The sequence below is a fragment of the Vibrio salilacus genome (assembly GCF_002811245.1).
GTDB classification, from domain to species: domain Bacteria; phylum Pseudomonadota; class Gammaproteobacteria; order Enterobacterales; family Vibrionaceae; genus Vibrio; species Vibrio salilacus.
In genome coordinates, this window is the sequence record NZ_NIVQ01000001.1 from 307,287 (window position 1) to 329,727 (window position 22,441).

Annotated in this window: 21 protein-coding genes; 8 read left to right on the forward strand and 13 right to left on the reverse strand. The window is 46.8% G+C overall.

Annotated features, from left to right (window positions below; all coding sequences use genetic code 11):
* Nucleotide 1 precedes the first annotated feature (1 nt).
* From CDZ87_RS01345 to CDZ87_RS01365, 5 genes are read right to left on the reverse strand one after another with little or no spacing between them, the layout of a single operon-like run.
* Nucleotides 2-1,879: a VWA domain-containing protein gene (locus CDZ87_RS01345; RefSeq protein ID WP_100751820.1), complete on the reverse strand. Its 1,878-nt coding sequence runs from the start codon at nt 1,877-1,879 to the stop codon at nt 2-4.
* Nucleotides 1,872-2,840, reverse strand: a complete 969-nt coding sequence (locus CDZ87_RS01350; protein WP_100751821.1) for a vWA domain-containing protein — start codon at nt 2,838-2,840, stop codon at nt 1,872-1,874. Before CDZ87_RS01350 ends, CDZ87_RS01345 begins: the two co-directional genes overlap by 8 nt.
* Entirely contained in the window at nt 2,833-3,306 is a 474-nt protein-coding gene (locus CDZ87_RS01355; RefSeq protein WP_100751822.1) for a DUF4381 domain-containing protein, read from the reverse strand. The genes CDZ87_RS01350 and CDZ87_RS01355 overlap by 8 nt, the downstream gene beginning before the upstream one ends.
* Nucleotides 3,307-3,308: 2 nt before the next feature.
* Nucleotides 3,309-4,235 (reverse strand): DUF58 domain-containing protein, encoded by a 927-nt coding sequence (locus tag CDZ87_RS01360; RefSeq protein WP_100751823.1) that lies wholly within the window; start codon nt 4,233-4,235, stop codon nt 3,309-3,311.
* Between the two features lies 1 nt (nt 4,236).
* Entirely contained in the window at nt 4,237-5,193 is a 957-nt protein-coding gene (locus tag CDZ87_RS01365; RefSeq protein WP_100751824.1) for an AAA family ATPase, read from the reverse strand.
* Between the two features lie 374 nt (nt 5,194-5,567).
* Between CDZ87_RS01365 and CDZ87_RS01370 the strand changes: the two genes are divergently transcribed.
* The 3 genes from CDZ87_RS01370 to CDZ87_RS17430 all read left to right on the forward strand — a co-directional run bounded on the left by CDZ87_RS01370 (nt 5,568) and on the right by CDZ87_RS17430 (nt 7,946).
* Nucleotides 5,568-7,481 carry a methyl-accepting chemotaxis protein gene (locus tag CDZ87_RS01370; protein ID WP_100751825.1) on the forward strand — a complete coding sequence of 638 codons (1,914 nt, stop codon included), beginning with the start codon at nt 5,568-5,570 and terminating at the stop codon, nt 7,479-7,481.
* A gap of 80 nt (nt 7,482-7,561) precedes the next feature.
* Nucleotides 7,562-7,762 carry a chromosome partitioning protein ParA gene (locus CDZ87_RS01375; RefSeq protein ID WP_100751826.1) on the forward strand — a complete coding sequence of 67 codons (201 nt, stop codon included), beginning with the start codon at nt 7,562-7,564 and terminating at the stop codon, nt 7,760-7,762.
* Nucleotides 7,763-7,823: 61 nt separating this feature from the next.
* Nucleotides 7,824-7,946, forward strand: a complete 123-nt coding sequence (locus tag CDZ87_RS17430) for a hypothetical protein (RefSeq protein WP_281251946.1) — start codon at nt 7,824-7,826, stop codon at nt 7,944-7,946.
* 65 nt (nt 7,947-8,011) lie between these two features.
* Here CDZ87_RS17430 and pyrC read toward each other — a convergent pair whose 3' ends face one another.
* On the reverse strand, nt 8,012-9,040 hold the full coding sequence (gene pyrC / locus CDZ87_RS01380) for a dihydroorotase (protein ID WP_100751827.1): 1,029 nt from the start codon (nt 9,038-9,040) through the stop codon (nt 8,012-8,014).
* A 310-nt stretch (nt 9,041-9,350) separates the two neighbouring features.
* On the opposite strand from pyrC, the gene CDZ87_RS01385 reads away from it, so the two are divergent.
* Nucleotides 9,351-11,171, forward strand: coding sequence for a hybrid-cluster NAD(P)-dependent oxidoreductase (locus CDZ87_RS01385; protein ID WP_100751828.1), 1,821 nt, complete (start codon nt 9,351-9,353; stop codon nt 11,169-11,171).
* A 72-nt stretch (nt 11,172-11,243) separates the two neighbouring features.
* Here the strand turns inward: CDZ87_RS01385 and CDZ87_RS01390 are convergent, their stop codons facing one another.
* Nucleotides 11,244-12,125 carry a DMT family transporter gene (locus CDZ87_RS01390; protein ID WP_100751829.1) on the reverse strand — a complete coding sequence of 294 codons (882 nt, stop codon included), beginning with the start codon at nt 12,123-12,125 and terminating at the stop codon, nt 11,244-11,246.
* Between the two features lie 166 nt (nt 12,126-12,291).
* On the opposite strand from CDZ87_RS01390, the gene CDZ87_RS01395 reads away from it, so the two are divergent.
* On the forward strand, nt 12,292-13,014 hold the full coding sequence (locus tag CDZ87_RS01395) for an AraC family transcriptional regulator (RefSeq protein ID WP_422641427.1): 723 nt from the start codon (nt 12,292-12,294) through the stop codon (nt 13,012-13,014).
* Here CDZ87_RS01395 and CDZ87_RS01400 read toward each other — a convergent pair.
* Nucleotides 13,006-13,923, reverse strand: coding sequence for a M14 family metallopeptidase (locus CDZ87_RS01400; RefSeq protein ID WP_100751831.1), 918 nt, complete (start codon nt 13,921-13,923; stop codon nt 13,006-13,008). The two genes, CDZ87_RS01395 and CDZ87_RS01400, sit on opposite strands and share 9 nt — an antisense overlap.
* A 288-nt stretch (nt 13,924-14,211) precedes the next feature.
* Nucleotides 14,212-14,859 (reverse strand): DsbA family oxidoreductase, encoded by a 648-nt coding sequence (locus CDZ87_RS01405; RefSeq protein WP_100751832.1) that lies wholly within the window; start codon nt 14,857-14,859, stop codon nt 14,212-14,214.
* 210 nt (nt 14,860-15,069) lie between these two features.
* On the opposite strand from CDZ87_RS01405, the gene CDZ87_RS01410 reads away from it, so the two are divergent.
* Entirely contained in the window at nt 15,070-16,422 is a 1,353-nt protein-coding gene (locus CDZ87_RS01410) for an alpha-amylase family glycosyl hydrolase (protein ID WP_100751833.1), read from the forward strand.
* A gap of 47 nt (nt 16,423-16,469) precedes the next feature.
* Here the strand turns inward: CDZ87_RS01410 and CDZ87_RS01415 are convergent, their stop codons facing one another.
* The gene (locus CDZ87_RS01415; protein ID WP_100751834.1) at nt 16,470-18,338 is read right to left on the reverse strand and encodes a methyl-accepting chemotaxis protein; all 1,869 of its coding nucleotides are present in this window, start codon (nt 18,336-18,338) and stop codon (nt 16,470-16,472) included.
* A gap of 96 nt (nt 18,339-18,434) precedes the next feature.
* On the reverse strand, nt 18,435-19,052 hold the full coding sequence (locus CDZ87_RS01420) for an AraC family transcriptional regulator (RefSeq protein ID WP_100751835.1): 618 nt from the start codon (nt 19,050-19,052) through the stop codon (nt 18,435-18,437).
* Nucleotides 19,053-19,240: 188 nt separating this feature from the next.
* On the opposite strand from CDZ87_RS01420, the gene CDZ87_RS01425 reads away from it, so the two are divergent.
* Nucleotides 19,241-20,341: a lysophospholipid acyltransferase family protein gene (locus CDZ87_RS01425; protein ID WP_100751836.1), complete on the forward strand. Its 1,101-nt coding sequence runs from the start codon at nt 19,241-19,243 to the stop codon at nt 20,339-20,341.
* A gap of 76 nt (nt 20,342-20,417) precedes the next feature.
* On the opposite strand, the gene CDZ87_RS01430 is transcribed toward CDZ87_RS01425, so the two are convergent.
* Together CDZ87_RS01430 and CDZ87_RS01435 are read right to left on the reverse strand one after the other, a co-directional pair.
* Nucleotides 20,418-20,993 carry a hypothetical protein gene (locus CDZ87_RS01430; RefSeq protein ID WP_422641430.1) on the reverse strand — a complete coding sequence of 192 codons (576 nt, stop codon included), beginning with the start codon at nt 20,991-20,993 and terminating at the stop codon, nt 20,418-20,420.
* 149 nt (nt 20,994-21,142) lie between these two features.
* Complete coding sequence (locus CDZ87_RS01435) at nt 21,143-21,436, reverse strand: YfcZ/YiiS family protein (RefSeq protein WP_100751838.1); 294 nt, start codon at nt 21,434-21,436, stop codon at nt 21,143-21,145.
* Nucleotides 21,437-21,925: 489 nt separating this feature from the next.
* Between CDZ87_RS01435 and CDZ87_RS01440 the strand changes: the two genes are divergently transcribed.
* On the forward strand, nt 21,926-22,384 hold the full coding sequence (locus CDZ87_RS01440) for a TetR/AcrR family transcriptional regulator (protein WP_100751839.1): 459 nt from the start codon (nt 21,926-21,928) through the stop codon (nt 22,382-22,384).
* Nucleotides 22,385-22,441: the final 57 nt, after the last annotated feature.

A 22,441-nucleotide genomic window follows, 5' to 3' on the forward strand; every position in this document is an offset into this window, starting at 1 on the left:
CTTACCATTTTTTACCTGTATCGTTAGGTGGTTGTTTCTGTTTAGCTTGAAGCAGCAGTTGGGCGCGCAGCAAACGGCTTGGGTCTCGCGCATCTTCGACTTGCTGTAACTTACGTAATTCTGGTTCTAGTGTTGAAGATTGAGATTGAGATTGAGCGGTTTCAGCGTTTGGCTCATTTTCATTTTCATTTTCTCCTTCTCCTTCCCCTTCCTTATCGCCTTGAGTTTGGTCAGAGTCGGCCGTTTCCTGCTCATTTTGACCTGAAGTTTGCGGCAGATTATCTTGCTTAGTTTGCGATGACTGTGATTGTGCCTGTGATTGACTTTGCTTCTGGTCATGCTGGTCATCGTCGGCCTGAGGCTGATCATTATCTGCTTGAGATTGTGACCTATTACTCGCCTGCGTATCGGTATCTGAATCACCCGATGAAGATGCATTTTGCTCTTGACCTTGTTCTTCAGACTGGTCATTTTGTTGCTGTTGCTGTTGCTGTTGCTGTTGCTGTTGCTGTTGCTGTTGCTGTTGCTGTTGCTGTTGCTGTTGCTGTTGCTGTGCCTGTTTAACGACTTCTAGATTGTGCTTTGCATCTTGATGATCGGGCTTTTGCGCCAGAATGTCTTGATACAACGCTTGCGCTTTATCTAATTGACCATCTTGCGCATAAGCGTTGGCGAGATTATAGCGACTGCCGATGTCATTGGCGTTTTGCAGTGCTTCGATCGCGGCCTTGAAATTGCCGGCTTGATAGTGCGCGGCGGCTTGCCAACGTTTGTCCGTAAACTGCTCAGCAGCTTGTTGATGTTGCCCTGACTGATACAACTGCCATGCCTGCTGATCTTGATTGAGCCAAGCAGAAGCCATGACAGGCGTTGGGTTAAACAGCGGCAACGTTAACAATGCTAGGCTGAACAGCAGCCCACGCCTAAATAGCCCTAGCGCCGCGGTTACTAATAGTGGCAGCAACCAGTAACCTTGATTAACGCGCTCGGTTAAGCTTGGGTTGCCTGATGCGTTTGTCGCTTGTTCGACATTTTGCGTACGAGCCATGATTTGTTCGACATCACGATTAGTTACTTGCACTGGAATAAAGCTGCCGCCAACTTGGTTGGTGAGTGAGCGCATATTATCAAAGTTTGATTTTGCTACTACAGGTTGACCATTGTCTTTGGTCATCAACGAGCCATTACCCAACGGTATCGGTGCGCCGCTACGGGTACCAATACCCAGTAGAGTCAAACGCCAAGAAGAATCGCTAAGAAGGTCAACGATATCGTCACGTTCTTGATCATCAAGATCATCGGCAATCAGAATAATATCCCCTGCAGCTAGGCCAGTATTTTTCATCATCTCGATGGCAAGCGCCACACCACGCGCCGCATCCGCGCCGGGGTAGGGCATCAACTCTGGTGATAAGGTTGGTAACAGATTTATGATGGTCTGGCTATCATTGGTCATGGGCGTGACGCGATAAGCATCTCCAGCATAGGCAACCAGTCCTGTGCTGCCTTCTTGCCAACCGTTGAGCATGTCGGTCAATTTAAAGCGTGCTTGAGTCAGACGGTTTGGCTTAATGTCGTTGGCGTACATTGACATAGACATATCAAGCACAATCACGCGCGCACTGGTGTTGGAAAAACTCGGGCGTGATTGCTCGCTAGCACTTGGGCCCGCAAGCGCTACGATAGCGATGACCCCACTTAACGCAATCATTCTACGCAGCGGCGAAGATTGATGAGTCGTGGTGAGGTTCATCACTTGGGTAAGGTGCGGTGCAATAAGGCTTTTGCTGCGGCGAGTTTTACCTAGCCATAACATCAACCCGATCCACGGGATCAGTGCGGCGAACCATTCAGGATAGAGAAAAGTAAAATTAGACACTGTTCCTCCTAAGGATCACGATTGAGGTTAATAAAATCAGAGCGATAGCCAAAGGTAGGCCAAACCACTCTTGTTGTGGACGCCAAGTTTGGGTCGCTTGGCTAATCGGCTCTAGGCTATTAATGGTGTCGTAGATGGTGGCCAGTTCATCGGCGTTTCGTGCGCGGAAATATTGGCCGCCCGTCAACTTCGCGATCTCAATTAAGTTTTTCTCATCCAAATCTTGTGCGGTATTGACTTTGCGCGTCATGAAAAACTCTTTCACCATCATCTCACCTGCGCCAACGCCGATGGTGTAGATGGTGGCGTTGTACTTATTGGCTATTTTGGCCGCTTCAATAGGGTCAAGCACGCCAGAGGTGTTGCCCCCGTCACTGAGTAAGACCATGACTCTTTGCGGAGCATCGCTGTCGATGAAGGTTTTGGTCGCCAGCCCGATGCCTTCCCCAATGGCCGTTTTATCGCCAATAAGGCGCAGCACTAAGCTGTCGACTTGTTCTGAAATGGCGGCGCGATCTAAGGTTAACGGGCTCTGAAGATAGGCGTGGTCAGCAAACAACACTAAACCAAGACGATCGCCTTGGCGTCGTTTAGCAAAATCACTTACCACGCGTTTCATTGCGCTTAGACGATCAACATAGTCATCGCCTTGGCGCATATCTTGTTGACTCATTGAGTACGACAAATCGAGCACCAGCATTAAATCTCGATGTTTAGGCTGGGTTGTAACGGGTTCTCCATACCAAACTGGTCTGGCGCATGCTATCACTAACGCTAACCAAAATAGACCAGACAGCACTTTTACCGTTAGGTGGCGCGGCAGCGATAATTGAGCGTTTTGCGGTACGTAGGCAAGGTGAACTTTCGCCACCCTTTTAAGTGGCAGCGTGACACGATAAATAATCATCGGCAGTGGCAGCATAATAAAAACCCACCACCAAACGAAGCTAAGATTAGCCACGTTTTACTCTCCTTTTTTTCGGTGGTAGTGCTTGTTCGACCCAATTATGACAATGTTGCACCAATTCAGTTGCGTTATTCACTGGCTGTTTACTGTACAAGGCGTGTTGCCAATGGTCATAGTTGTCGACAAAGCACGGTATGGTGAGATGGCGATCAAGAAAGACATACCACTCTTTGCCCGTCAACTGAGCGATCTCTTCGCGGGGGAAGTAACACAGTGCGGCCTGACGGACTAACTCAATCGCCTCAGACGGTTTTTGGCCTCGAGCGAGTAGACGCAAGGCGGCTTTTTTTGGTGCCAAGCGTTTTTTATTCCAACGGACGAATAGGCCGATGATAAGCACAGTAAAAATAACCCCAGCTACCAAGGCCCACCATCCCCAGGCTAAAGGTAACCAAGCAGGTGGCTCTGGTAGGTGAAGCGCGTTCAGGGGCAGAAATGAAGATTGACTCTCTATGCTCATAATTAAAATCCGTGTAATTGTTTTATTAGCGGTATATCGCTGCTTAGAGTTGAAAACGAGATGCCCATTTTCAGTGCCAGCTGTTTTAGGTAAGTTTGTTGTTGTTCAAAGGCTTGAGCGATACCGTGTCGAGTCTGCTTCGCGGCAAAATCAAGCCAATGGCTTCCTTGCTGACTGGCCACGAGCTCGTTGCCTCGAAAATCGGTATTGCCCAATTCCAGTGGGTCGGTAATTTGAACCATGCGGACTTGGTTATGTTGATTTAATCGGCTGAGTGTGGACTCATCTTGTTGGTTAAAGCGAGAGAAATCGCTCAATAAAATGATCTCGCTCCCTTTTGGACAGAGTCGATTGAGCGATTGTAAACCCTGACTAAAGGGTTGGAGTTGTGATCTGTGCTCGTTAAGGCCATCGTTATGTTGGCTAACCAAGGATTGAATCAGCGTCAGCGCGCCTTGGGTTCTGGCGCTCGGTTTCAGCTCAATCCGCTTGGTGCCAGTATCGATGACGGCGCCGATTCGATCCCGTTGAGCGACACTTAGCCAAGTAATTAAGCTTGCCATATGCGCCATTTGCACTGACTTAAACATCAATGTTGAGCCAAAATACATACTGGGTGAGAGATCAAGCAGCAACACAATGGGTTTTTCACGCTCTTCACAAAACAGTTTCGTGTGCGGTTTTCCGGTGCGCGCCGTGACACGCCAGTCAATCGCTCGGACATCGTCTCCTGCTTGATACTGACGCACTTCGTTAAAGTCCATCCCACGGCCTAATTGACGGCTATGATGTTGCCCTAGCATTTGCGACCACAGGCTTTTTCCCGGTGGCAACCAGTGAACGGACTGCTGCTTATAATTGATCAACTCATCAAGAGATAAGTTGACTCCGTCACTGTGCGGCGGCAATGCACTCGCTACTTCGCCCATCTTATGCGCTACCTACCAACGAAAGCAGTTTGGTGATGACTTGGTTTGGCTTAATCCCCTCTGCTTGAGCATGATAGCTAAGCAGTAAACGGTGACGCAGCACAGGAAAGGCCATCGCCTGAACATCTTGAGGGCTCACATAATCGCGTCCATCAAGCCATGCGTATGCACGTGCACAGCGATCCAGTGCAATGGTCGCCCTTGGACTGACCCCCATTTCTAACCATTGCGCTAGTTCTGGGCTGTATTGTTGCGGTTGGCGTGTCGCCATGACGATGCGAATAATATACTGCTCAATGTTTTCTGCCATGTGAATATCGAGCGCAGACTGCCTCGCTGTAAAGATCGCTTCTTGACTGAGTAATGGCGGCGTTTGGTGTTGCTGACCTTTTGCTTCGCCACGGTTAAGGCGCAGAATATCGAGTTCGCTTTGTGCATCTGGGTAATCGACATCAAGTTGAAGTAAGAAGCGATCCAATTGCGCTTCTGGGAGCGGGTAGGTGCCCTCTTGCTCAATCGGGTTTTGAGTTGCCATCACTAAAAACAGCTCGGGCAATGGGTAAGTTTGACGCCCAGCGGTGATCTGTTTTTCAGCCATGGCTTCCAGCATCGCCGCTTGCACTTTAGCCGGCGCTCGGTTGATCTCATCGGCTAAGATCAGTGAGTTGAAAATCGGGCCCGCTTGAAAGGTAAATTCACCACTCTCGGGGCGGAAAATATCGGTACCGGTTAAATCGGCGGGCAGCAAATCTGGTGTGAACTGAATACGGTGAAAGTCACCTGCAATACAATCGGCCAGTGATTTAACCGCGCGCGTTTTGGCAAGCCCTGGTGGCCCTTCAACCAAAATATGTCCATCGGCCAACAGGGCGACGAGCAATTGATTCACCAGCTCACCCTGACCAATAATCTGGCTATTAAGATAGTCACGCAGTTGCTGTAGAGCTTGTGAATTCATGATTGTCGTTCTCCTCATTTTTTCACTTAGTGGCTATCAGGAACCAAAAAGTTCCCCACATTTCCTTGCTTAATGCAGACGGTGGTAAATATCGTCAGCGATATTCGCCATCATCGACACAAATGCAATCATTTCAGTACGTTAAAATATGGGGTTAAAAATCGCAGATCCAATACTTTAATGTTGAAATCTTGGCTTTCTTGACCTTTATTTGTTATTGGTGCGGGCGATAAAAAATTCGTCTTATTTCATTAAGAAATCATTGGCCGTGCCGATACATCAGTTGGGTTGCACAACATCGAAGACTTGCTGCAGGTTAAGGCGAGTTAATCCATTTTTAACACAATACCTAAAAGCTTGAAAAGGCAAACAGAATGAAACTGAATTCAATCAGCATAAAACAGAAAGTGGTTGCAGGCATCACCTTTGCGGTCCTCGCTTCAACCATTATCGTTGGGGTCATGGCTCAACGTCAGGCTCGTACAGTGCTTGAAGATCGATTAATCAACTTAGAAGTGCCCGCCACACTTGCTTCAATCAGTGGCCAAATAGACGATGAAGTGCGTCAGTTGTTAGCAGCGGCCAAACAGCTTGCCGACAACGAGTTCATCAAGCAAACCATCGATACCACCAATATCTCGCCAGAGGCTGAAGCGCGTCTGATTAAGCAACTGAATAACATGCGCGCCCAGTACCAGCTCAATGATGCGTCGGTTGCCAACCGAGACACCGCCTACTACTGGAATCAAAATGGTTTTTTGCGTCAGTTGAATCAACAACAAGACGGCTGGTTTTTTGGTTTTAAACAGTCCGGCAACGCGACCTCAGTGAGTATTTTCCAAGAAGCCAATGGCGATGTAAAAATGTTCACTAACTATCAAAACCTCAATGGCATGTCGATGTCTGGTTTATCAAAATCGATGGATGACATGGTGGCCCTGCTAAATGGCTTTCAAATTGAAGAGACTGGTTTTGTCTTTTTGGTCGATGGCCAAGGGCAGGTACAAATCCACCGCGATAGCAGTAAATCGAAATCAACCCTGTCTAAGTTGTTTGGCAGCAATACGTCTACCTTACTCAATAAATCCGATTTCAACTTGATGGATGCTGTGTATGAAGGTCGAGACGTATTAGTGGCAAGCAGCTATATTCCCTCGATGGATTGGTTTGTTATCGGAGTGATTCCGGTTAATGAAGTTTTCTCTGAACTCAACCAAGTGGCAAAGCAAATGATGATCACTACGATCGTCGTGGCTGGGCTATTTATTATAATGGGTATTTTCCTTGCTGATGGTATTGCACGTCCAATTCGTGCGATTGCTGAGCGCTTTTCCGATTTAGGTAAAGGTGATGGTGATTTGTCACAACGAATTGAGATCAAAGGGCAGGATGAAATTGGCCAACTGTCTGAAGGTTTTAACGGTTTCATCGAGAAAATTCATCAATCAATGAAAGAGGTGGCTTCGACCAGTAGTGCCTTACAGTCTGCGGCTGACGGCGTGTCAAGTAAATCACACACGACTTACAATAATAGTCAGATTCAGCGAGATCAAACCATTCAAGTCGTGGCTGCGATTAATCAGATGGGTGCCACCATTAGTGAAATCGCCAGTAATGCTGCAACAGCGGCAGAAATCGCCTCTCAAGCTTCGGATAATACTCAAGAAGGCCAAGCTGTAGTCAGTAAAGCTAAAGAGGCGATCAGTCGTTTAGCCGTTGATATTGAAAATACTGGTCAAGTGATAGGACAACTTGCTTCAACAACACAAGACATCGGATCTATTCTTGGGGTAATTCGCGATATCTCAGAACAAACTAACTTGTTAGCACTTAACGCGGCCATTGAAGCGGCGCGCGCGGGTGAGCAAGGTCGTGGTTTTGCGGTGGTTGCCGACGAGGTGCGTAATCTTGCCAGTCGTACCGCCGATTCAACGGAAGAAATTCAGAAAATGATCAATCAACTGCAAAGCGATGCAAAAGACGCTGTGTCAGCGATGGATGCGGGTAAAAGTGTTACCGGTGAAGGGGTATCGGCTTCCGATGAGGCGGTTGAAGTCTTGATGCGTATTTCAGAGCGTATTCACGATATTTCTGACCGTAATACTCAGGTTGCAACTGCGACCGAAGAGCAGTCAACGGTGGTGCACACCATTAACCAAAATATCGAAGAGATCAACGCCATCAACGAGGTTACCACCGGCACCGCTGAAGAACTCGCAGCGGCAAGCTCGGAGCTTAAAGAGTTGTCTGAACGCCTTGACCGTATGGTGGGCAGCTTCAAACTGTAAAGCGTGACCTAGACTGGCATAACTGGGGCTAAGTGGGTAAACTTAGCCCCAGTTATTTTGTAAGTAGGGTAAGTGAGATCATGAGCGATTTCGAAAAAGAGCTTGAGCAGATGTCTCAGGAAATGGGTGATGAGCCTGAAGTGGCGCTGCCATCGCTTGAAGAGCAGAGGTCAATTGCACAAGAGCTGAAAAAACTTGAAGCACAAGGCAAACTGACACCGGAAGTGCTTGAGCAATATTTTGGCAAGTTTCATACAAAAGCGAATTCGCCAATTCATTAAGCGCATTAGACACCGCTTTTAAGGTCGCGTATGCGGCCTTTTTATCGCTTTGGAGTGTGTTATGTTTATTGTTTATCGTCTGATTAAGTTAGCGATCATTTGTGCGCTGTTCTTTACCATTTATGACTTGATCGCCTTTGGTGAGATTACTTGGGTTGAGCGTTTATTGAGTCAACTGTCTTAACCTCACGTCATTTGTGTTGCAAACGAAACAGCCACCAAGCGGTGGCTGTTTTTTATGCACTTATGCTATTTAACCGTCCAGGCTATCGTCTCACCGGCGCGAATCGGTACTACAACATCTTGACCAAATGGCATAGTGTCAGCCACAGACCATGCTTGTTTGCTTAATGTGACACTGTCATGGTTACGTTCAAGACCATAGAAGTCTGGGCCATTATGACTGGCAAAGGCTTCGAGATTGCCCAGCTTGCCTTCTTGATCAAACACCTCAGCATAAAGTTCTAGAGCGGCGTGAGCGGTGTAAGAGCCGGCGCAGCCACAGGCAGCTTCTTTCATACCTTTAGAGTGTGGTGCAGAGTCGGTACCCAAGAAGAATTTGTGGTTGCCGCTGGTAGCAGCTTCAATCAGCGCTTGTTGGTGAGTATTACGCTTGAGGATCGGTAAACAGTAGAAATGAGGCTTAATACCGCCAACCAGCATATGGTTACGGTTGTAAAGCAAGTGATGCGCGGTAATTGTCGCGGCGACGTTGTCGTTAGCGTTTTTCACGAAGTTTGCAGCATCGGCGGTGGTGATATGCTCAAGCACAATTTTTAAATTCGGGAAGTCATTGACGATTGGCGCAAGCACTGTGTCTAAGAAGGCTTTTTCACGATCAAAGATATCGACATCGTGAGTGGTTACTTCGCCGTGAACCAACAGCAGCATGCCAACTTCTTGCATCGCTTCGAAAACAGGGTAGATATTTTCCGCTGACGTCACACCTGAGTCTGAGTTGGTGGTCGCCCCGGCGGGGTAGAGCTTGGCCGCGACAACGGCACCTGAGGCTTTCGCCTTGCGAACCTCATCTGGCGTAGTGTTGTCGGTAAGATAAAGCGCCATCAGAGGCTGAAATTGTTCGCTTGGCTTTTCGGCCATAATACGATCGCGGTAGGCCAGTGCCATCTCGGTGGTGGTGACGGGTGGGACCGTATTGGGCATGATCAGCGCGCGTCCGTTGTAGCGGCTAATATCACGAACGGTATCCTTAAGAACCTCGCCGTCACGTAAGTGAACATGCCAGTCATCAGGACGTGTGATTGTAAGTGTTGTCATTGTTGCTCCCACCATAAATTGAGTGATCCGATTGGAGCCGAAACAGGGCGAAAGCTGAAAAAGCAAACGCTTACGTTTAGGCGACAGGATGATAGAGCAAACGCGGATCTATTTCACCCTTTTTATTGTGAGTGACCTTTTATTGCTAGAGGACTTTCTTTCACAAAAGGGGATTGATGAACGCTGTTTATCATCATTGGTAAAGACATTTTTACGCATCATAACGCTTAGTTTTAAAGCAACAAAATGAATAAAATCAGACGAATTTGGGTATACTGGTGCGACAATAATCACAAGCTTAGGGTTAGCAATGTCAGCACCACTACTTTCTCAACTTAATGTTTATCCGGTTAAATCGGTCGGCGGCGTCTCTCTTTCTACCGCTTGGGTCGAAAAGCAGGGGTTAATGTTTGATCGCCGTTTTATGCTGGCTCTGGCCGACGGTTCCATGGTGACGGCAAGAAAATACCCACAAATGGTCAAGGTGCAATCAACCTTAATTTTTGATGGGTTGATTTTCACGGCTTCTGGCCATGTGCCTTTGCGTATCCGCTATGCGGAGTTTAAACTTCAGCAAACATCGGCACAGGTATGGAATGATAGATTTACTGCTTATACCACCACCGACGAAGCGGATGACTGGTTCAGTGCGGTAGTAGGTCAACGGGTTGAATTACTGTTTAGTGGCGAGCAGTCGAACCGCGTTCGAGAAAAATTAGGCCATAATGTCAGTTTTGCTGATGGTTATCCGTTACTTGTGATCAGCGAAGGGTCTTTACAAGAGCTCAATCGTCGTAGTCCAGAGCGGCATTCGATGGATCAGTTTCGTACCAATTTAGTGGTGGAAAATTGCGAACCTTTTGCCGAAGATAGCTGGAAACGTATTCGTATTGGCGATGTTGAATTTGAAGCAGTCAAGCCTTGTGAGCGTTGTATCTTAACCACGGTGGATGTCAAAACGGGTCAGTTTCGACCGACCAAAGAGCCATTAAAGACATTGTCGCAATTTCGAGCCAATGAACGTGGTGGGGTATTCTTTGGCCAAAATCTGATCGCTTTGAATGAGGGGATGATTCGTCAAGGTGATACGGTTGAAGTGGTAGAGTATAAAGACAAAGAGTTTTATCCTGACAACAGTCCAATAAAAATTGCCTTGACGTGTGTTGAGCGCGAAGAGATTGCGCGAGATTTTGTCACATTTTGGCTTGAGCCAGCGCATGGTGAAGTGCCAAGCTATCAACCCGGCCAACATCTGCCTATCTCAATTGACGTCAAAGGCGAAATGATTGGTCGCCGTTACACGCTCTCTTCTAGCCCTTCTCGTCCTGGTCGTTTGGCGATCTCGGTTAAGCGTATTGATGGCGGCCGCGTTTCCAATTGGTTGCTTGATAACTTAAGTCTTGGGGATACGCTCACTTGCGAGCAGCCCAATGGCAGTTTCCATCTAAGTGACAATCACCATCATTCCCCGTTATTGTTGCTGTCAGCTGGCAGTGGTGTCACTCCGATGTTGTCTATGCTACGTTATTTGGCTGATCATCAACAGATTGATGATGTGGTGTTTTATCATCAGTGCCGCAGTGTTGAAGACATTCCCTGCCGTGCAGAGTTAGACGCGTTACGTAAGCAGCACCCTGGCCTGACAGTATTAATTTCGTTATCTCAGGCGCCCGTCGATTGGTTTGGTCTCAAGGGGCGATTTACATTGTCGCATCTTAAACAGATTAAAGATGTCGAGCAGCGTCAGGTGTTCGTTTGTGGCCCTGATGGCTTTATGCAAAAAGCTAAAAACCTCCTGTTAAAGAAAGGTCTACCTGAAGAAAGCTACCATCAAGAAGCGTTTGGCGTCAGTGTCGCGACGGCGCAGCCATTGGCCTCGGTGACCATCAGTGTAAACGGCCAAGCATTTAGCGGTGATAATCAAAAGACCTTACTTGAACAAGCTGAAGATGCAGGCATTGCGATTGCTAACAGTTGTCGAGCGGGGCTTTGCGGCGCGTGCAAGGTAACAATAGAGTCGGGCCTAGTCCATCAGCCAGAGGTGCCTGCTCTGCAAGAGAGTGAGCGTAATAGTGGTCAAGTGTTGGCCTGCTGCTGCGTACCTGAAACCGATATTGATGTGATGGTTTAGCCGATGTCATCGATGTCAGCGTTTTCGTGCTGGCATCGACGACAGAGTCTCTAGAGGCTTATCGACAACATCTTAGGCCGCTTGTCTAATCAGGCGGCGAATTTTTAATTGCGATAAGAATACCCCAGAGATCACCAACATCCCACCGATCAAGTGATAGCCTTGAAGCGCTTCTCCAAGCCAGGTTGTTGCCAAACTTATCGCCACGATAGGCATTAAATTCATGAACATGGCGCTCGATTCCGCCCCAATCAGATCGATAGATTTCAACCACATCCAAGGCGCAACAATTGAAGCTGCGATCCCCGCATAAGCAATGAGAGGATATGCCTGATGACTTGGCGTAAGTTGCTCACTGGTGAGCCATAGTGGCGTTAACATCAGCAGTGCTAATACACCTTGTATGTAAACCATGGTCCAGTTAGGCAGCGCCATCTTCCAGCGTTTGAGCAGCACGCAGTAGGTTGCGTAGCATAGAGAGGCAAGCACCATAATGGCGTCACCTTGTGTGACCGTTTGCTGAAAGAAAAAGGTTACATCGCCTTTACCGAGCATAAACGCCAGTCCTGCCAGCGCAATCACTCCTCCGGTAATACTGAGCGGTGAGATAGTCTTGCTAAGCAAAGGGACGCTAATGAAGATGGCAAACAGCGGGACTAATGAGCTAATTAAAGCCATGTTTGAGGCGCTGGTTGTTAACCCAGCGTAGTAAGAGAGTGATTGGTTGAGCACCATGCCGAGTAGCGCAAGTAACGTAAGTTTGGTTAAGTTCACGCGAATAACCCCCCAGTGTTTGATAACACTCGCTAAGCAAAATGGGCTAAGTAATACCACCGCCATTAACCACCGATAAAAACTCATCGCACTGGGCTCGATGACGTCAGCGGCCATTTTGTTGGCAATGGCATTTCCGCCCCAAATCATGACGGTGAATAGCGGAAGAAGATAAACCATATGAGCACTCTGGCAAATGAATCAGTAGCGAAGAGTTTGGCAGGTCTGTATGATTATATATATCTTTAAAACGACATTGCGCGTCATAGGAAGACAAGTTTTGAGAAAATCGGCCAAACATCTGCACCCTTCGTTATCAATCGATAAAGCACCATCGGATGTATTTATGAATTTTGAGGCATTTCTGTCCAATACCGAAACGCGAATGCACAGTCACCCATGGGGACAGGTGCAACTGATCAGCGGCGGAATTCTTGAGATGGAAGCAGAAGGAACGCGATTTTTAGCGCCGCCTCACTTGGCGATTTGGGTCCCGGCTGGAGTGAGGCACACCAGTTTTAACCGCAAACCCCTCTCTTATTGTTCACTAAATGTGGCGCAACACCTAACCGCGAATTTTCCCGAGCGCACCAGCCTGATTAAAATCACGTCGATCGTCTCTGCCATCGTTGATGACTTTCGTCAACGCGAGATCAATGTTGCCGATAATGAACAAGACAAACGATTAGTTCAGGTCTTGTTGGATCAGTTGGCCACTCGTGATACTCAGCACCATTTCTTGCCGTCGAGCGATCATAAATACCTTTCAAAAATTTTAGCCGCGGTAGAAGAGAATCCCATCGACAATACCAGTTTGTCTCAATGGGCTGAGCGAGTGCACACCACCGAGCGTACGTTGGCGCGGCACTGTCAATCAGAACTAGGGATGAGCTTTACCGAATGGCGATTAAGAGTGCGTTATCTCTATTCGATGGCTCTACTGCGTCAGGGCCACTCGGTTAAAGAGGTCGCCCTGACCCTTGGTTACAATCAAGCCAGCCCGTTTATCGCGATGTTTAAAAAATACTCCGGGCAGACCCCAGAGCAATATAAAAACCGCTTACTTTAGCTGGCTGATTACGTAATCCAAGCCACCAGTAATCGCGGCCACTTGGGCAGCGTTACACTCTTGGTCAGTGACTTTGGGGCTATCTGGATACACTTCGGTTGTGGTGCCATAAGTACAAGAAGTGACACCGCCACACAAACCAAGCTTGACCATCGGATAATTGATCACGCCATCTTGTACTACCACAGAGCCGATGATCTCACCTTTGTCATCCGCAGGGGCGATATGGGTCACTTTGCTCACCGACTCAATGACTGCGGCTTGAAACTCGGGCTGCGGATTTTCGCTATCGCCCACAGTGTAAAAGCCATCTGGGATCATTCCTGCCTCGTATTCAATACCATCACGGGCAGCAAGTGCTGGACGAAACTCACTTTCATCGCTATCGGTGGTTTCATGCAGATCGATATGAACAAGGACATTGTCACCTAATGACGCGACAAGTTTGATGAGATTTGCAGACTCTTCGGCAGTAGAGTTGGCATAAAACGAACGGTTTGGATCGAGTGCCAGTGGATTCCAACGATTGATGGTCTCATATCCCCAAGGGCTCACACATGGCGCGACAATAATATTAAAGTGCTTGCTGTAGCGGGCCATCTCCGATTGAGCAAATTGCAGTGCGCCATGGACACCACTGGTTTCATAACCATGAACGCCACCGGTGATCAGTACGACAGGTTTGTCACAGTGCCATGGTTTACTCTTGATACAAAACAGCGGGTAACGGTCCGGGTCGTAAGAAAGTGCACCATATTGCTTGACGTTAAATTGTTCACCGAGCGCCTTAATTTTAGCCACGACTTCGTGTTGGTAATGGCGCTTGATGGTGGTTTGATCGCGCCACGCTTGTCGTTCGGCCTCGTCCCATTTCTGACCAGCCGTGCCGATAGGATAAGTACTGTGCATTACTTTGCCTTTTTGTTATTAGCAGAGGCCAATAGCATAGAGCGCGCTATCATCACAAGCAATCACTGCCAGCAAAAAGCGTGCATTTTCAGGGTGACTATTCAAATTAGGTCAAGTGCTTATCGCGTTCGCGCCTAAATTAATGAAAGTGCTCGTAGGGCTGGTGGTCGTCTTGATCGTGACGTTAGGCGCGCGAGTAAAAGCTCTCGTTTCTTGAGGCGGCAGGCCCAAGTGTATGTGGGGTAAATCATGCTTACCCCTTAACTAATCATCTCTGGGTTGATGCCATTACCCTTCGGCTTGAACAATTTGCTCAATGGCTGAGATCAGACGTTCTGAGGTTTGTGCGCCAGAAATCAAATGTTTCTGATTGATGATGATCGCAGGGACGGCATTGATGCCAGCCTCAAGCCACTGCTGTTCGGTTGAGGCCACCGTTTCAGCCCAAGTACTATCGTTGATGATATGTTGCGCCACTTGCTGATCTAATCCCGCTTGAATGGCACATTCAATTAACACACTATCATCGCTGATATCTTGCCCGTAGGTAAAATAGGCCTCGAACAAACTCAGTTCAAGGGCTAACTGTTTATTTTCACTTTGTGCCCATAGTAATAGCTGATGGGCTTTACGTGTGTTATAGATACGCATCTCATCACTAAATTCAAACAGAAAGCCGACCTCTTGGCCAAGTTGAGTCAATGTGTTGCGTGCTGAAAGACTCGCTTCATCGTTAGTGCCATACTTTTCTTGGATATGTTCGCGTAAGTTTTGTCCGTCTGGACCCATGGCGGGGTTGAGTTCAAAAGGATGCCAATGGATCTCGGCTTGAACGCTATCACTGAGGCTCGCTAACGCTTGCTCGAGACGCTTGAAGCCAATAATGCACCAAGGGCACACCACGTCAGAAACGATATCAATGCGAATGTTATTCATATTGCGATCCTTATTTGCTTATGTAAAAAAGTGTAGCGTTGTCATCAATACGGTTGATTGAAGTGAGTCACTCTATACTAATCTACGCCTATTCACTACTACGTGAATAAATTGCTAAGGGGTGAAGAGGGACAGCTACACGGTTTGATAATATAGTGAACAATGGCGCACTCATGGGTGAGTGTTGACTCCCTGATAAAGGAAATCGTGATGAATATGTCTCACACGACCGATGTTATTTTACACGCATTTGACTGGCCGTATGCAATGGTTGAACAGCGAGCACGGCAAATTCAGCAAGCTGGCTACAAGTGCGTACTGGTTTCACCACCAATGAAATCGTTAAAAACTGCAGCAGGTACCCAGTGGTGGCAGCGTTATCAGCCGCAAGACTATAGAGTGATTGACAATCAACTTGGTAATACAACTGATTTCAAACGTATGCTTGAAACCTTAAAGCAATATGGTGTCTACGTGTATGCCGATGTGGTGTTTAACCATATGGCCAACGAGTCGTCAATTCGTAGCGATTTGCAGTACCCAAGCGAAGATGATCTTAAGCGTTATCAAACGCACGGTAACTATTATCAAGCGCAGCGCCTGTTTGGTGACCTTACTCAACCTCTGTTTGAGCGTGATGATTTCGTTGAGGCTTTTGGGATTGAAGATTGGCAAGATAGCTGGCAAGTACAAAACGGACGCATCACTGGCGGCCCTAGCGATCCTGGTTTACCCACTTTGCGAGTTTGCCCTCATGTGATTGAGCAACAACAAGCCTACCTTAACGCTTTAAAAGCGATGGGTGTGAAGGGGTTTCGTATTGATGCAGCAAAACATATGACATTAGAGCACCTCAAGCAGGTGTGGAGTGAAGAAATTTGTCAGGATGTGCATATTTTTGGCGAGATCATTACTAGTGGTGGTGCCACGCAACCAGAGTACGAGTTATTTTTGCAGCCATTTTTGGCTCAAACTCGCCTGGGGGCCTATGACTTCCCGTTGTTTCAAACCCTATTTGATGCCCTTGAAAGCCAAGGAAGCCTAAAAAGTTTGGTCGATCCTTATTGCTTTGGTCAGGCGTTATCGGAAACGCGCGCAATTACGTTTGCAATTACCCACGACATTCCCAACAACGATGTGTTCGCCAACTTGGTTATGAGTGAAGAAAAGGAGTGGTTGGCGTATTGTTATTTGCTTGGTCGCAATGGTGGTGTGCCATTAGTTTACACTGACTTAGATACCAGTGGCATCACCAATGCAGTGGGAGAGTCGCGTTGGGTTAATGCTTGGAAAGATGAAAAAATGGTTGCCGCGATCGATTTTCATAACCGTATGCATGGCAACAGCATGAAAATACTTGAAGCGTCCGACGATCTGTTGGTCTTTGCTCGCGGCGAGGAAGGTATGGTGGTGATCAATAAATCTAAGCGACCACAAAGTGTCGACTTTACCACTAAATGTCAATGGCGAGATTTACTGAGCTTAGAGAGTATAGAGCCGAAAAATGGTCGATGTTTGCTAAAGATTGGGCCACATTCAGCAATGATGTTGATCACGATTTAGGCCAAAGAAAAGGCGCGTTACGCGCCTTTAAACTAATTGAGCCTCAACTACACTGTGAATTTATTCAATATGGCATCTTGCTCGCGAATATTCTCGGTTTGTGCTTGCATGGCGATGCTAGCGTTAGATGCCGAATCTGCCACTTGAGTCGAAAGATCTTTTATCTTGACTGTATTATGGTTGATCTCTTCGGCGACTAAACTCTGTTCTTCTGCAGCAGAGGCGATTTGAATATTCATATCACTGATGCGTTGGATGGCGTTGCGAATTTGCTCCAACGCATCGTTGGCTTCGTTGGCCCTATCAACGGCGCTGCCCGCCGTGCTCTTGCTGGTACTCATTGCACTAGAGACTGATTTTGCCCCAGCTTGAAGTTGTTCAATCATGTTGCGGATTTCTGTCGTCGACTCTTGAGTGCGCTGAGCAAGGGTGCGTACCTCATCGGCAACAACGGCAAATCCACGACCTGATTCACCCGCTCGCGCGGCTTCAATCGCAGCATTAAGCGCTAGTAGGTTGGTTTGGTCAGCAATGTCGTTGATCACTTTCAAAATGGTTTCAATATTATCGGTGGCTGATTCAAGTACCTTAACCTCATCAACGGCATTGTCGATGGTTTGCGATAGCGTGTTGATGGCAAGGGTGGTTTCACTGACTACTGCGGTACCCACACCAGTCGCTTCATCAGCTTCACGTGCAGCAGCAGCAGCGCCTTGCGCATTATTGGCGACATCTCCTGAGGTCGTGGCCATTTCGTGCATAGCAGTGGCAAGTTGCTCAAGCTCGTGTAATTGATCTTGCATGGCGGCGGCTGAGTTTTCTAGGCCAGCAGACGTCATTTCTGAGCCACGTAGAATCTCTTCGCCAATCGCCTTCGATTGGCTAATCAATTGTTGCAAGCTCCCCGTAAAGTCATTAAATCCAGATGCGAGAATCGAAAACTCTTTATCTGTGTTGGTATTAAGACGTTTAGTTAAGTCGCCTTGTCCTGAGGCAACATCTTGAATGGCATCATTTAATGTATCGAGAGGTCGCATCAAGGTGCGGATCAGTACCAGTAGAACAACAATACTTATCACCAACGCGACGACGGTGTAGATAATCGAGCTGTTTTTTAAATCGGCCAGCGATTGATAGGCAATCTCCTCATCCAGTAACACCCCGACATACCAATCCTCCCCCGGAACCTTAGAGAAATCGAGAGTGTAAACTTTGTTATCAATTGTTGCTTGTTGCGGATTATCATTAATCACAGCGCTGCCTAAAAAGTCTTGCATCGGCTTGCCGTTCAGTTTGGAATCTGGATGAGCGATAGTGGTACCATCTCCGGCAACGATAAATACGTAGCCGGCGTCAAATAGCTCTACTTTGTTGACCAATTCGGCTAATGCACCAAGACTAACGTCGTAAAAAATGGCGCCGATAAACTGACCGTTGTCACGAACCGGTGTCGCGATCGACACCAGAATTTCGCCCGTTGCGGAATCTGCGTAAGGCGCAGTGATCACCAGCTTTCCGGAGTTTTTAGCGTCAATGTACCAAGGGCGCACGCGTGGGTCCCAAGTTGGACCAGGATTCCAGGAAGGGTCGTTATTGATGTTCGAGCCGTCGCTCTCAAAACCGAGCCCGGCAAGCAAAAATGTATCTTTCACCACAGGTCGCGTTAATACTGCGGTTATAGCTTGAGTTGAGAGGTTCACTTCAAGCATGCTGGTGGCGTAGGAAGCGATAGCTTTACGGGCATTAATTTCGGCGGCGGTTGTATCGCGGACTCCGTCAACAATTTCAGCAACACTAGAGGTCACTTGGCTCTTTATTTCTCTTTGGACGGTGAAATATTGTTGAAGGGTAAGTAGGGTCACGGTCGCTAATAGTAGAACAGACGAAGCCGCCACAATTTTATGGCTGAATTTCATTTGTTATTCCTTATCTATTGTTAAGCATTAGGTCGTTATTAATAGATATATAGTTATAAAATGACAATTCAGCCAGAAAATAGTGAAACTTTCGTGCTAACTGTTATCAGTCTTGTCACTGAGTAGCACCTGTTCCAAACTACTCAGTATCGCATCATTGCCACCAAATAAGCCATCAACGACCAGAGCACGATTTTTACCCGATAGCATCTGTTTTTTTGCTTCTCTAAAACGCAGTACCAACTGTAATTCGTTGTTAAGCGAAGAGACTTGGTCGGCTTGCCATTGATTGACCTGCTTGGTCAGTTTGCTCTCTTTGAGTTCCGGCTTGAGTTCGCTCAGTTCGGCGCGAAGTACGGTCAATATATCTTGCTGACGCTGACGATTTTCGTTTAGCGTTTCTAATCGATTGATCAACGCCATCATCAACTCATTCAGTTTCACGTAGCCCCCTTGTTTGGGCAGCGCAGTGGTGACGCGTGAAGAAATGTCGACACTACTGATTTGAGTGTTCGGTGTGTAAGTGACAGAGACTAAGCTGTCGAAGGGCAGCCAAAATGTTTGTCCTGATTCAACGGCGTACTCGAGTTTTCCTAATTTAACCAGCACCAAGCCCTGCTTGACAAAAAAGAGACGATGTTTAAGCGACTTTCGGCGTGGTGTGGAAAGCAAAAAGTCATGGTTTTCGGTTTGATAGGAAATCGCGTAGTGCATAACGAGGCTCGTCTATTTTGGAGCGCTAAGATTAACGTTTCTTGGAAAAAAAGCCAACTTTGTGCTAACAGACGCGCAAATTCTAAGAATATTTCTGGTCTGACCTTAACGATTCTGCGAAAAGGGTAGCTGCCAAGACACCTTTCTATGCGTAGAATGGGGTCGATTTCTACCTAATGTATTACAAAATGACGACAAACAGCGATCCATTTATTGAGATTCGTCCTTATAATGACGATGAAATTCCAGCGGCAATTGACCGCCTTGTTAATGATGAAGAGTTCATTAGCGCTATTTTGAAGCACCGTTTTTCTAACCATTCAGGCTGGTTTCGTACATTGATGTCGCCGATGGTCAAAGTCTATTTGAAGATGAAGTGGTCCAAGCTCAACTCTGTTGAAGCGATTCAGATTGAGGTAAAAAAGTACCTTGAACAAACGTTAAAAACCACGACTAAGGGCGTCACTTATAGCGGCTTAGACAACCTCGACCCGAATCAAGCCTATCTTTTTATCTCCAATCACCGTGATATTGCGATGGATCCAGCACTGGTTAACTATGGCCTGTTTAAAAGCGGTCATAAAACAGTGCGGATTGCGATTGGCGATAACCTGCTCAAAAAGCCTTGTGCTAGCGAATTAATGAGGCTCAACAAGAGCTTTATTGTTAAGCGTTCAGCAAAAGGCCCGCGCGAGATGATGAAAGCATTGGGAACGCTCTCTGCTTATATAAAACATTCACTTGATACGGGGCATTCAATCTGGATTGCGCAAAAAGAGGGGCGAGCAAAAGATGGCAATGACTTTACCGATCCCGCAATCTTAAAGATGTTTCATGTCGAAGGGCGTAAACAAAAAACGTCGTTCTCTGACTACATTAAAACACTTAAGATCGTGCCAGTCGCCATTTCGTATGAACATGATCCGTGTGATTTAGCGAAAGCGACCGAGTTACATGCTAAAGAGTCGTTAGGACGCTACGAAAAAGGTGAGTTTGAAGATATTCAAAGTATCATCCAAGGTATTATTGGTGACAAAGGTCATGTCCATGTCGCGTTTGGTGATGTCATTGAGCAAGACTTCGAGACGCCAGAGCAACTCGCGCAAGAAATTGACCGCCAGATTCACGCCAATTACAAGCTATTCCCAATCAATGAGTTGGCGGCAGGTAATGAACAGGTTGATGAGCAGGTGAAGGCTGATTTCGCAGCTAAGCTGAACGCTCTGCCACAAGAAGTGCAGCCTTATTTGGTGGCAAGCTATGCCAATCCAGTGAAAAACCGCCCTTAAGCGAAGCGCTTATAAACATACCATCCTCAAAAAGCCTTACGTTAATGTAAGGCTTTTTGTTACGTGGTACCACAGCTTAAGGGGCGACAGCGCCACCAAGAGTTAAGTTGGTTGGCCACTTCGAAATGCGGTTACCACCAAGGAAGATGTTGCCATTGACCGTCATGGTCTCGGGGAACTCGCCGATCTGTGACCCTCCAATAAACAAGTTGCCTTCAACAATCAAGCCTTCAGGTAGACGCTCAAGAGGGGTTCTCATCACGCTTAAATCGCCTTTGACTCTCAGTCGTGCTGGCAGGCTAGTTAATGGAGTGTCGGTAAGGTTGATATAGCCTCCCACTTTTATACCTCGTGGCCAGCGAGTAATTTGAGAGCCTAAGAGATTGGCAAAACCTTTAATATTGACCCCTTTCGATATCCGAGTAAGACCACTGTTAGCGGCATTGAGACTGCCTTGAATATCGAGCTCTTGCGGCAGTGTTTTTATTTGCGTCTTTGCGATATTCAAATTGCCCTTAATGACTAAGCCTGCTGGCAGTTCAGTGTAAGGTTTGTTGCGCAAGTCGAGATTGCCATAGTTATCGAGATGATTGAGAATTCGAAATTGATCAAGCAATTGAGCATATGAGCTTGCGCTGAATAGCAATAACATCAGTGAGCAGAGTACAGAACGCATAGTAGGCAGAAGTAAGGATAGATGAATTAATCTTAGTGACCCGTTGCTGAAGGTCAAACAATATAATCAATGTGATAAAGAAAACGGGCACAAGCGCCCGTTTGTCGACGATAACTGAAGCCGGTTTAGCGAGTCAGTGAACGTGTTTTGAGTTCAAAAATGAGTTTTTCAGTACTCACATCGAACTTAAAGCGAGCTGTTAGCTCAGTCGAACCTTGCTTGATAGGGGTGGTGTCGTATTCGACCGTTGTAGATACCTGCTTAGCCAAATCGATGTATTTGTTCAGCTCAGTTTCTAGCAATTCTTTACCTTCAGCGAAAATCATCACTTCGGCGACTTCATCGCCTTCTTTGATAATAAAGCCTATTTCTCCTGCGCAGCCGCAAGCTTCGCATACTTGATCTGGTTCAGTGCTCATCTCATCTATCCTCTTACAAATTATGTGGCTATAGTAACGATTAAGCGCTTTGCGATCTAGCGATATCACCATAGCAACAAAACTCCGTCATATAGCGAATAATTGTTAACAAGCGATTGCTAATTAAGCAAAATGTTGATAGCGATTATCATTTAACTGTGACTTGTGTCAATAAATGACGAATATTCATATTTATTTTGCGTCAGTACGGTGTTCCTTTCGTTGTAAGGGGCAAAATTTTATTACATTATCGATAGCTCAATAAATATATAAAAACAAAATGCCTTTTTACCCTAGCGAAACATATCGAGTGTTTAGCTAGTAAGAGCTTGGACTACTTTTTGCTGATCGGAACGATTTCTCTAGGTTACTGCTCGTTAGCATTATACTAGCGTTGTTTTGGTTTTATACTAGTCACTAAGCTCTGTAAGGCGTAACTTTTTGGCCCGTAAATGGGCTACACAGATTGACAGAGAGAAGAGCCTGCACATGCCAAAGCGTAGTAAAGAAGATACCGAAATCACGATTCAAAAAATCATGGATGCGGTCGTAGATCAACTTTTGCGTCTAGGTTATGACAAGATGTCATACACAACACTCAGCCAGCAAACGGGGATTTCGCGCACTGGGGTCAGCCACCACTTTCCTAAAAAGACCGATTTTACCGCCGCTCTCGATGAACGTATCTTCAAGATGTTTGTTGAGCACGTCGACTTTGAGCAAGACGTAGAAGCGTTTTCTGTAAGTTGGCTTGCGGCATTAGATAACGAAGAGTTCTGCGCTATTTTGCGCTTGCTTTTCCATCATATCGTCACATCCAGTACTCACGAATTTGCCCGTAATGGCGTTGAACGTTTGTACACGATTACTGAGGCAAAGTTTGGGCCATCAAGTGGCAAAGAACTTGAATGGTTGATTGGTAAATCTCTCTTGCGTATGGCAAGTTAATTACTCACATCCACTCCCACTCCCTAATAAAGCTCTCTTCGTTCGAGGGCTTTTTTG